The 10,612-nt window shown below is 70.3% G+C and carries 11 protein-coding genes; 1 reads left to right on the forward strand and 10 read right to left on the reverse strand.

The window, feature by feature from the left end; translation table 11 throughout:
- Window positions 1-367: 367 nt before the first annotated feature.
- From D0Y53_RS12350 to D0Y53_RS12375, 6 genes are all read right to left on the reverse strand, one after another.
- Entirely contained in the window at window positions 368-577 is a 210-nt protein-coding gene (locus D0Y53_RS12350; protein ID WP_117203630.1) for a cold-shock protein, read from the reverse strand.
- A gap of 258 nt (window positions 578-835) precedes the next feature.
- Entirely contained in the window at window positions 836-1,552 is a 717-nt protein-coding gene (locus tag D0Y53_RS12355; protein WP_117203631.1) for a pseudouridine synthase, read from the reverse strand.
- A 156-nt stretch (window positions 1,553-1,708) separates the two neighbouring features.
- Window positions 1,709-1,999, reverse strand: a complete 291-nt coding sequence (locus D0Y53_RS12360) for a GNAT family N-acetyltransferase (protein ID WP_117203632.1) — start codon at window positions 1,997-1,999, stop codon at window positions 1,709-1,711.
- A gap of 97 nt (window positions 2,000-2,096) precedes the next feature.
- The gene (locus D0Y53_RS12365) at window positions 2,097-2,711 is read right to left on the reverse strand and encodes a rhomboid family intramembrane serine protease (RefSeq protein WP_117203633.1); all 615 of its coding nucleotides are present in this window, start codon (window positions 2,709-2,711) and stop codon (window positions 2,097-2,099) included.
- A gap of 30 nt (window positions 2,712-2,741) precedes the next feature.
- The gene (locus tag D0Y53_RS12370; protein WP_199492066.1) at window positions 2,742-4,349 is read right to left on the reverse strand and encodes a POT-type proton-dependent oligopeptide transporter; all 1,608 of its coding nucleotides are present in this window, start codon (window positions 4,347-4,349) and stop codon (window positions 2,742-2,744) included.
- On the reverse strand, window positions 4,346-4,978 hold the full coding sequence (locus D0Y53_RS12375) for a glutathione S-transferase family protein (protein ID WP_117203634.1): 633 nt from the start codon (window positions 4,976-4,978) through the stop codon (window positions 4,346-4,348). Before D0Y53_RS12375 ends, D0Y53_RS12370 begins: the two co-directional genes overlap by 4 nt.
- Window positions 4,979-5,018: 40 nt before the next feature.
- Between D0Y53_RS12375 and D0Y53_RS12380 the strand changes: the two genes are divergently transcribed.
- Window positions 5,019-6,803 carry a M14 family metallopeptidase gene (locus D0Y53_RS12380; RefSeq protein ID WP_386725064.1) on the forward strand — a complete coding sequence of 595 codons (1,785 nt, stop codon included), beginning with the start codon at window positions 5,019-5,021 and terminating at the stop codon, window positions 6,801-6,803.
- A gap of 17 nt (window positions 6,804-6,820) precedes the next feature.
- On the opposite strand, the gene D0Y53_RS12385 is transcribed toward D0Y53_RS12380, so the two are convergent.
- Genes D0Y53_RS12385 through abc-f form a run of 4 tightly spaced genes read right to left on the reverse strand, consistent with a single transcriptional unit; the run spans window position 6,821 to window position 10,076 of the window.
- On the reverse strand, window positions 6,821-6,970 hold the full coding sequence (locus D0Y53_RS12385) for a hypothetical protein (RefSeq protein ID WP_117203636.1): 150 nt from the start codon (window positions 6,968-6,970) through the stop codon (window positions 6,821-6,823).
- A 48-nt stretch (window positions 6,971-7,018) separates the two neighbouring features.
- Window positions 7,019-7,627, reverse strand: a complete 609-nt coding sequence (locus tag D0Y53_RS12390) for a YdeI/OmpD-associated family protein (RefSeq protein ID WP_117203637.1) — start codon at window positions 7,625-7,627, stop codon at window positions 7,019-7,021.
- Window positions 7,624-8,184 (reverse strand): RNA 2',3'-cyclic phosphodiesterase, encoded by a 561-nt coding sequence (gene thpR, locus D0Y53_RS12395; RefSeq protein ID WP_117203638.1) that lies wholly within the window; start codon window positions 8,182-8,184, stop codon window positions 7,624-7,626. The genes D0Y53_RS12390 and thpR overlap by 4 nt, the downstream gene beginning before the upstream one ends.
- Entirely contained in the window at window positions 8,184-10,076 is a 1,893-nt protein-coding gene (gene abc-f / locus D0Y53_RS12400; protein WP_386725061.1) for a ribosomal protection-like ABC-F family protein, read from the reverse strand. The genes thpR and abc-f overlap by 1 nt, the downstream gene beginning before the upstream one ends.
- Between the last annotated feature and the right edge of the window lie 536 nt (window positions 10,077-10,612).

Genomic DNA, 10,612 nt, shown 5'->3' on the forward strand with positions numbered 1-10,612 from the left:
TTCGGCTGGTTCCCACGCACGCCGACTCACTTGCCCGGAAGCCGGTGGCCCGGCCTGTGCGGGACCGTCGGCGGCATGGATGCCGCCGAGGAGCCTACAAGGATGTATTCACGGCGTGTCCCGCACAGGCCGGGCCGCCGGCTTCCCCCCGCAGAGGTTCCCGCGCTTGGGGGTTGCATTCACCACGTGTCTGCGCAGGCTGGGCCGCCGGCTTCCACGCAGAGATTTCCGGACGGAGGGGTGCAGTCGCATGCGGGCCCCGCAAGACAGGTAACCGGCATCCCTCGCAGGGATTCCCGCACCTGGGAGGAGCCAAAGAAAAACCCGGCCGGAGCCGGGTTTTCCTGTTGCAGCGATGTGGCTGCGATTACAGCGCCTGGACTTCGTCCGCCTGCAGGCCCTTCTGGCCCTGCACGACCTTGAACGAGACCTTCTGGCCTTCCTGCAGCGACTTGAAGCCGGTGCCCTGGATGGAACGGAAGTGCACGAACAGGTCCGCGCCGCTCTCCGGGGTGATGAAGCCGAAGCCCTTGGCGTCGTTGAACCACTTGACGGTACCGGTCTGACGATCCGACATGTCTAACTCCTTGAAACGTTTTTTGATGATTGGCACGGAACGCGACACGCGGACCGAGACTGTCGAGCAAGGGGTATAGACGCGACGATGTAGCGGATCGCTTGGATCAACCGCATCGGGCCACGATGTACCGTGATCCCGCTTTGAACAGTGCGCGCACCTTAACCTACTTTCGGGGAAAAGTGTGAATACCCGTTGCACGGCCGGCGGGGGTCCGACGGACCCCGGAACCGGGCCGCGGCGGGGCCGCACCCGGGGTCACCATTCGCTGCGCTGCGGCAAAAGCCCCTGCAGCTCGGCGTCGGTCAGGTTGCGCCACTGCCCGGGCTTGAGGTGGCCCAGCTTCACGTTGCCGATCCGGACCCGCACCAGCTGCTTGACCCGGTGGCCGAAGTGGGCCGCCATCAGCCGGATCTGGCGGTTGAGGCCCTGCACCAGGGTGATCCGGAAGCCGAACCGGCCGAGCTTGCCGGTGCGGCACGGCAGGGTTGGCTGGCCGTGGACCGGCACCCCGCCCCGGGCCAGGCCGCGCAGGAACTCGTCGGTGACCGGGTGGTTGATCGCCACCAGGTACTCCTTCTCCAGCTTGTTCTCCGCGCGCAGGATCTCGTTGACGATGTCGCCGTTGCTGGTCAGCAGGATCAGGCCCTCGGAATCCTTGTCCAGGCGCCCGATCGGAAAGATCCGCTGCTGGTGGCCGACGAAGTCGACGATGTTGTCCTTGACCGCGGACTCGGTGGTGCAGGTGACGCCGACCGGCTTGTTGAGCGCGATGTAGACGTGGCTGCGCCGGCCCCGGGTGGCCTGGCGCGCGGCCAGTTTCTGGCCGTCGATGCGGACCTCGGCACCCTCGCCCACCTCGGCGCCGATGCGGGCGCGCTGGCCGTCGATGCTGACCCGGCCCTCGCCGATCAGCCGGTCGGCCTCGCGGCGCGAGCAGTAGCCGCTGTCGCTGATGTGCTTGTTGAGGCGCATGAGACCGGAACCGGAAACGGGAAGCGCATTCTACGCAGCCGCGGCGCCGGCCCCGCCGCTACACGGTTGCGGGTGCGGCACTGCGCATTCCGGCGCGCTCGCGCACTCTCCCCCGGAGGGCCCGGGCGGCATCACCCGCCGATGGCCCGGCGCGACTCAGATCCGCAGATCGTCGTACTCGGGATGGCGGCGCATCCAGGCTTCGACGTAGGAGCAGCTCGGGCGCACCCGCAGTCCCTGGGCGCGTGCGAACTCCAGCGCCGCACGTACCAGCTGCCCGGCGACCCCGCGCCCGCCGATCGCGTCCGGGACGAGGGTATGGGTGAGGTCCAGGCCGCCCTCCACCGGGTCGTATTCGAGCCGGGCTTCGTGGCCCTCGAGAAGGACGACGAAGCGCCGGTCGGCCCGGTCGTGGGCGACGCGGTCGGTTGCGGTGTCGGACGGCATGCCTGGTTCCCGGCGGCGGCGCAGGTCGCGCCGGGCCCGATTATCGCGCTCCCGGCCGCCGGCGGCATGGGCACCGATTGCTGGCGCGCCCCCCCGCTCAGCCCAGCGTCGGCTGCAGCAACCGGGCCACGAACGCCGCGCCCACCCGCGGCTCCATCGCCAGGGTGAACAGCACCCCGTAGCCGGCGCCCCACAGGTGCGCGCTGTGGTTGACGTTGTCGCCGCCGTGGTGGTCCTTCCAGATCGAATAACCGACGAACAGCACGCCGTAGACGATCGCCGGCACCGGCACGAAGAACACGAAGATCAACGACCACGGCTGCACCAGGATGAAGGCGAACAGCACCGCCGAAACCGCGCCCGAGGCCCCCAGGCTGCGGTAGCCGGCATCGTGACGATGCCGCAGGTAGGTCGGCAGGATCGCGACCACGATCGCCGACAGGTAGAACAGCACGAAGCCGGCGCGGCCGATGTAGGGCACGAACCAGTGCTCGACCAGCCGCCCGAAGAAATACAGCGTGATCATGTTGAACAGCAGGTGCGCGAGGTCGGCATGCAGGAAGCCGTGGGTCAGCAGTCGCTCGTACTGGTGCCGGCGCGCGATCGCCGGCGGCCACAGGATCAGCCGCTCCATCAGCCTGGGGTCGTCGAACGCCCGCCACGACACCAGCACGGTGATCGCGATCAGCGCCACGGTCAGCGAGAACGTCATCGGCGGTTTCCCCGGAGGCGGCCCGCCGGCTCAGCCGCCGGCGGGCCGATAGTGGTCCTGCATCGGATAGCGCCGCGCGTACAGCGCGAACACCAGCGCCGCCACGAACGCGAAGCCGGCGAAGAAGAACATCAGGAACGCATTCTCGCCCAGCCCCGTGGCGGCGATCCGCGCGGTCACCGCGTCGTTGCGCACCGCGGCGTTGGTCAGCAGCACCCACAGGTTGCCGAAGGTCACCGACAGGTACCAGAACGCCATGATCACGCCCTTCATCGCACCGGTGGCCTGGCTGTAGGCGAACTCCAGCGCGGTGGCCGAAACCAGGATCTCGCCGAAGGTCAGCAGCACGTACGGCAGCGCCTGCCACGCCAGCGAGGTCGAGGCGCCGCTGTCGATCTGCAGCTGGATCGCGCCGGCGGCGATCCAGGCGATGCCGGAGAAGGCGATGCCCCAGCCCATCCGCTTCAGCGCGGTCGGCTCGAACCCCAGCCGCCGCAGCAGCGGATACAGCACCAGGTTGTTGAACGGGATCAGCAGCATCACCAGCAGCGGATTGAGGGCCTGCATCTGCGCCGGCGTCTTCACCAGCCAGCTCGGCCACCACCAGGCCTCGTGCGGGACGCGCATCTGGTCGCCCTGCAGGATCCAGGTCGAGGCCTTCTGGTCGAACAGCGACCAGAACGGCGTCACCAGCGCGAACACGATCAGGATCCGCAGCACCGCGCGCACGTCGTCCACCGCCTTGTCCGGGTGCAGGCCGCGGGCGCGCTCGAGCTGCATCCAGGTGCCGATGCCGCCGAACAGCAGCAAGGCGCCCAGCGCCAGGCAGGCGCTGATCACGAAGTCGAAGCCTTCCGGCCAGAACCCGGGCTTGAGCGCCCAGCACAGCAGGATCGCCACGGCCAGCCCCCCTCCGGCCACGGCCACCCCGCGTCCGGCGCGGCCCTGCCCCGGCGCCTGCGCGGCGAGCGCGGTGCGGGCGACGTTGAGGAACGAGTGCGGATCCTTGCCGTGCGTCGGCGGCACCCGCACGTACTGCTTGCGCCCCAGCCAGAAGATCAGGGTGGCGATGCCCATCAGGATCCCGGGGATGCCGAACGCCACCGCCGCGCCGTACTCGCGCAGGAAGATCGGCATCAGCAGCGAGGCGAAGAAGCTGCCGAAGTTGATGGTCCAGTAGAAGGCGTCGAACACGATCTTGGCCAGGTGCTTGTTGGCCTGGGTGAACTGGTCGCCGACGAAGGACACCACCAGCGGCTTGATCCCGCCCGAGCCGAGCGCGATCAGGAACAGTCCGGCGTAGAAGCCGGTGCGGTGGTCGTCGAACGCCGCCAGCATGGCGTGGCCGCCGCTGTAGATCAGCGAGAACCACAGCACCGTGTTGTACTTGCCGAAATAGCGGTCCGACAGCCAGCCGCCCAGCAGCGGGAAGAAATACACGCCGATGACGAAGCTGTGGAAGACGTCCTTGGCGATTCCGGCGCGTTCGGCCTCCGGCGCATACAGCAACAGCGTCGACACCAGGAATGGCGTCAGGATGTTGCGCATGCCGTAGAAGCTGAAGCGCTCGCAGGCCTCGTTGCCGATGATGTAGGGAACCTGCCGCGGCAGGCGCGCGCCGCCCGCGACCGAACTCAAGCCCACTCCTCCAGGCCCTCGGCGGCGTACAGCGCGGCGAAGCTCGGCCGCGCCTTCATCCGCTGCGCCAGCGCCGCCAGCTGCGGCCAGTCGGTGGCCGGGCGCGGCATCGCGCGCGACCAGCGCATCAGCATGGTCAGGTAGAAATCGGCCACGCTCGGCGCCTGGCCCAGCAGGTACGGGCCGGCGCCCGCCAGCTGCGCGTCGATCCGCTCCCACGCCGCCTCGATCCGCGGCTGCACGTGCGCGCGCACGCGGTCGGCAAGCTCGGCGCCGGCCGGTTCGTGCGGGTACCACCAGATCCGGAACAGCGGCTGCACCGCATTGGCCAGGTGCAGCATCCACTGCAGGTAGTCGCGGCGCGCGGGCGCGTCGGGCGCGGGCGCCAGCCCGGCGTCGGGGTGGCGCTCGGCCAGGTGCATCGCGATCGCCGCGGCCTCGGTCATGGGCCGGCCGTCGAGCACCAGCGTCGGCACCACGCCGCTGGGGTTGAGCGCCAGGTATTCGGGGGATTTCTGCTGCCGCGAGGCGAAATCCAGCGCGCGCAGTTCGTGCGGCAGCCCGAGTTCGAGCAGCAGCCAGTGCACCAGCAGGCTGGCGGCACCCGGGGAGTAGTAGAGGACGGTCATGGGCGAGACGTTATCATCGAATGCGACCGATCTTGCCGGGATCCCATCGATGCTGCGTTCCTGTCTCCTCGCCGGCCTGCTGGCCGGCCTGTCCGCCCTCGCCCCCACTGCCGCGGCCAGCCAGGCGGACCTGTCCACCGTAGCCGAGCGCTCCGGTTTCCTGCGCACCGGCCGCTACGCGGAGGTGATCGCGCTGTGCGACGCCTATGCCCGCGCCTATCCCGATGCGGTGCGCTGCGCGAGCTTCGGCACCACGCCGGAAGGCCGGCCGATGCAGTACCTGGTGGTCACCCGCAGCGGCGCGTTCACGCCGCAGGCCGCGGCCGCGCGCGGCCTGCCGGTGCTGCTGGTGCAGGGCGGCATCCACGCCGGCGAGATCGACGGCAAGGACGCCGGGTTCCTCGCCCTCAAGCAGGCGCTGGACGGACTGGCCGCGCCGGGCGCGCTGGAACGCCAGGTGCTGCTGTTCGTGCCGGTGTTCAACGTCGACGGCCACGAGCGCTTCGGCGCCTGGAACCGCCCCAACCAGCGCGGCCCCGAACAGATGGGCTGGCGCGTGACCGCGCAGAACTACAACCTCAACCGCGACTACATGAAGGCCGACGCGCCGGAGATGCAGGCGATGCTGCAGTTGGTGCAGGCCTGGGACCCGCTCGCCTACATCGACCTGCACGTCACCGACGGCGCCAAGTTCCGGCACGATGTCTCGATCCAGGTCGAACCCCTGCACGCCGGCGACAGCGTCCTGGCCGCCGACGGCCGCGCGCTGCGCGACGGCGTGATCGCGCGCCTGAATGCGCAGGGCTCAATGGCGCTGCCGTTCTATCCCTCGTTCGTCGAGTTCGACGACCCGGCTTCGGGCTTCGAGGACGGGGTTTCGCCACCGCGCTTCTCCAACGGCTATTTCTGGCAGCGCAACCGCTTCGGGATGCTGGTGGAAACCCATTCCTGGAAGGACTACCCGACCCGGGTGCGGGTCACCCGCAACACCATCGTCGCGCTGCTGGAGCTGTTGCGCGAGCACGGCGCGCAATGGCGCGCGGACGCCACCGCCGCCGACGCGCGCGCGGCCCGGCTCGCCGGCACGCCGGTACCGCTGGACTGGAAGGCCACCGACGCGGTCCGCACGATCGCATTCGAGGGCTATGCCTACAGCCGCACGCCGTCGGAGATCTCCGGCGCGCTGATGACCCGCTACGACGAGTCCGTGCCGCAGACCTGGCAGGTGCCGCTGCGCGACGCGCTGGTGCCCAATCACGTCGCGGTGGCGCCGGGCGCCGGTTACCTGGTGCCGGCCGCCTGGGCGCCGATGGTGGAACCGAAGCTGCAGCTGCACGGCATCGCCTACCGGCGCCTGGACCAACCGCTGGCGCCGGCGCCGGTACAGGCCTTCCGCGCCGAGGCCATCGCATTCGGCAAGCAATCCTTCGAGGGCCACCAGCGGCTCGAGGTGACCGGCGCCTGGGCGCCGGAAACGCAGGACCTGCCCGCCGGCAGCCTGTTCGTGCCGATCGCTCAAGCCAGGGCGCGGCTGCTGATGGGCCTGCTGGAACCCGCCGCGCCGGACGCGTTGCTGGGCTGGGGTGCGTTCAACAACGCTTTCGAGCAGAAGGAATACATGGAGGCCTACGTCGCCGAGGAGGTCGCGCGCGAGATGCTGGCGCAGGATCCCGCGCTGCAGGCCGCGTTCGCGCAGCGCCTGCGCGAGGATGCCGCGTTCGCGGCCAGCCCGCGCGCGCGGCTGGAGTTCTTCGCCCGCCGCCACGCCTCCTGGGACCGGCGCTACGGCCTGTATCCGGTGCTGCGCACGGATCGCGCGCCCTGAGCGGCGGCGCGCGCGGTTCAGCGACGCTTGAAGTACTGGACCTCGCGCTCGTGCTGCTCGGCCTTCTCGCGGGTCGGGAAGGTACCGAGGTTGCGGCGCTTGCCGGTCTTCGGGTCGGTCTTGCGGGAGTACAGCCGGTATTCGCCGGAGGCGAGCTTGCGGATCATCGGGGCGTCCTCACGGTGCAGGAAGCCGCGATTGACGCATACGCCAGGTCAAGGGCGCGCCTGCAGGTATTTCCAGTTGCGCGGCTTACCCTGGGCCAGCCATTCGACCGTCTGGGCGAGGCGGCGCTGGCGGGTTTCGTCGCGCCTGGCCCCGGTGATCCATTCGACGTAGTCGCGTTGTCGACCGGGCGGGAACGCCCGGAAGGTCGCCGCCGCGGCCCGGTTGCCGCGCAATGCCGCCGCCAGGTCGGCGGGTACCTCCGGCCGCGGCCGGGGTGCAGCCTTGCGCGGGCCGGGCGTCTTTACCCCCTGCGCGTTCAACGCCGCCGCCTTGCGGATCAGCGCGAGCAGGTCCCGCTGCGGCGGCAAGTCGCGCAATGACGTCATCTTGCCGAAGCTGCCCATGCCGTCGCGCTCGACGCCCGCGCCCATCACCAGCGCGTGCTTCCAGAAGCCGAAAGCCACGTGCCGCTTGAACGCCGCCATCGTGCACACGATGCCGCCGGCGTACAGGAAGCTCGGCATGCGCCATTTCAGCGTCTCCTCCACCTCCGGACAGGCCTGGTGGACAAGCGCCCGCAGGCGCTCGAGGATCGGCTGCGCGAACGGCGCCGACTGCGCGATGTAGGCATCGACCCGGGGATCGTGATGGCTCATGCCAGTCTCCGGCGTTGCAGGATCTCGTAAGGCCGTCCGGGCCGGCTCGCGAGCAGGGCGAATCCGTCCACGGACCAGCTTAGCGGATCGATGGCGAGCGCCGGCGCGAGCGCGCGCTGCGCCGCGCGGACGATCGTCAGGTGCGGGACGAACGCTTCCGCCGGCAGCGCCACGCCGGCCGCGGCCAGGGCCCGGTCGAGCGCCTGCCGCAACGCCTGCAAGGGGCCGTCTGCCGCAACGCCCAGCCACCGGACCCGGCTGTCGGCGAAGCTGCCGACGTGGTCGAGCGTCAGCGTGAACGCCCGCGCGCGTACCGCCTCGCCGGCCGCGCGCGCCGCCGCGATCAGTGCCGGCGGCACAGCCTCGAAATCGCCGAGAAACCGCAAGGTCAGGTGGTAACGCGCCGGTGCGAGCGGACGGCCGCCGGAAGGATGCGCGCGCTCGATGTGCGCGGCCGCTGCGGCGATGCGCCCGCGCAGCGTGTCGTCGGGCAGCAGCGCGAAGAACAGCCGCTGCGGCTGCGGCAGGGCTGCCGCATCGGGCCGGGGCACGCGCATTACCCCTCCAGCGCGGCCCAGCGGGCGTAGGCCGCATCGAGTTCGGCCTGGCGCCGGGTCAGCTCGACGCCGTGGGCGGCGATGGCGGCGCCGTCGCGCTGGTAGAACGCGGGGTCGTGCATCGCCTGGGTCAACGCGGCGACCTGCGCTTCCAGCGCTTCGATCCGGGCGGGCAGCTGTTCCAGTTCGCGCGCGTCCTTGTAGCCGAGTTTGCGCCGGGCCGGCGTCGCGGCTGCGGCCGCGGGCACGGCATCGGTGCGGGAGTCGTGCGCCGGCTCGCGCTCGCGCCCGGACGTCGGCGGCGCCACGGCCGGTGCGGGACGCTGGCGCAGCCAGTCGCTGTAGCCGCCGACGTATTCGCCGACCCGGCCGTCGCCTTCCAGCGCCAGGGTCGAAGTCACCACATGGTCGAGGAAGTCGCGGTCGTGGCTGACCAGCAGCAGCGTGCCCGGGTAGTCGGCCAGCAATTCCTCGAGCAGCTCCAGCGTCTCCACGTCGAGGTCGTTGGTCGGCTCGTCCATCACCAGCAGGTTGGACGGCTGCGCGAACAGCCGCGCCAGCAGCAGCCGGTTGCGCTCGCCGCCCGACAGCCGGGTGATCGGCGCCCGCGCGCGTTCGGCGGTGAACAGGAACTCCTGCAGGTAACCGATCACGTGCTTCTGGCGGCCGTTGATGGTCACCGACTCGCGGCCTTCGGCGACGTTCTCGATCGCGTTCCAGTCCTCGCGCAGCGTGGCGCGGTACTGGTCGAAATAGGCGACCTGCAGATTGCTGCCGAGTTTCACCTCGCCCGCTGTCGGCGCCAGTTCGCCAAGCAGCAATTTGAGCAGCGTGGTCTTGCCGCTGCCGTTGGCGCCAATCAGGCCGATGCGGTCGCCGCGCAGGATCGTGGTCGAAAAATCGCACACGATCCGCCGGCCATCGGGGTAGGCAAACGACACCTCGCGCGCTTCGATCACCTTCTTCCCCGACGCCTGGCCCTGCGCGGCTTCCATGCGCACGTTGCCGGCCTGCTCGCGGCGCTGGCCGCGCTCGCGGCGCATCGCCTCCAGCCGCCGCACGCGGCCTTCGTCGCGGGTGCGGCGGGCCTTGATGCCCTGGCGGATCCAGGCTTCCTCCTGCGCCAGCAGTTTGTCGAAGCGCGCGGCCTCCTGCGCCTGCGCGTTGAGCCGCTCCTCGCGCCGGCGCTCGTAGTTGGCCCAGTCGCCGGGCCAGCTGCTGACCTGGCCACGATCGATCTCGACGATGCGGGTCGCCAGCGCGCGCAGGAAGCGGCGGTCGTGGGTGACGAACACCAGCGCGCCGGGCCAGCCCTTGAGGAAGCCTTCGAGCCAGTCGATCGCGGCAATGTCGAGGTGGTTGGTGGGCTCGTCCAGCAGCAGCACGTCCGGCGCCGACACCAGCGCGCGCGCCAGCAGCACGCGGCGCTTGAGGCCGCCGGACAGGCCGGCGAAGTCGGCGTCGCCGTCCAGCGCCAGCCGCGCCAGGGTTTCGGCGACGCGCTGGTCGGCGCGCCAGCCCTGCACCGCCTCGATCTTCGCCTGCACCCGCGCCAGTGCCGCGGTGTCCACCGCCGCGGCATGGCTAAGCCGGTGGAACTCGGCCAGCCACGCGCCGAGCTCGCCCAGGCCCTGCGCGACCACGTCGAACACGGCGCCCTGCGCGCCGGCGGGCACTTCCTGCTCCAGCCGCGCACGGCGGACGCCGCCGGCGACCCGGACCTCGCCGTCGTCGGGCTTGAGCTCCCCGGCCAGCAGCTTGAGCAGGGTCGACTTGCCGGCGCCGTTGCGGCCGATCAGGGCGATGCGCTCGCCGGCCTCGACGGTCAAGTCGACGGCCTCCAGCAGCAAGGGGCCGCCGACGCCGTAGTCGACGCCTTGCAGGGTGATCATGCGGAGGGGATCGCGGGCATGCGCCATTGTAAGCCGCGCCACGGTCGCAACCGCCGCGCATCCCCTTGAAAGGCGCGCGCGGCAGCGCATAATCCGCTGCGCGCAGCACCGTCGTTTTTCCTTCACCCAGCCGAGGACACCCGCATGAGCAAGGGCATGGACCAGAAGAAGCAGGAAAAGAAGAAACCGGAGAAGACGCTGAAGGAAAAGCGCGCAGCGAAGAAAGAAAAGAAAGCCGGCAAATAGCCGGCTTTTTTTCGGCTCCTCTTCCCGACACGGCCCCCCCCTGCGGAAGAAACCGGTAGCCTTGCCTTGCCGTGCGGGGCACGCCGTGAGTGCATTTTTCCAGTGCGGGAACCTTTGCGGGGGAAGCCGGTGGTCCGGGCCTGTGCTGAGCGGCGCGAAGACCTACTTTCAGGCGCGGAAGCGTCTGCGAGAGAAGCCGGTGGCCCGGCCTGTGCGGGACACGCCGTGAATACGTCCCTGTAGGCTCCTCGGCGGCATCCATGCCGCCGACGGTCCCGCACAGGCCGGGC

Origin of the sequence: Cognatiluteimonas weifangensis (assembly GCF_003416885.1) — a bacterium.
GTDB lineage: Bacteria > Pseudomonadota > Gammaproteobacteria > Xanthomonadales > Xanthomonadaceae > Cognatiluteimonas > Cognatiluteimonas weifangensis.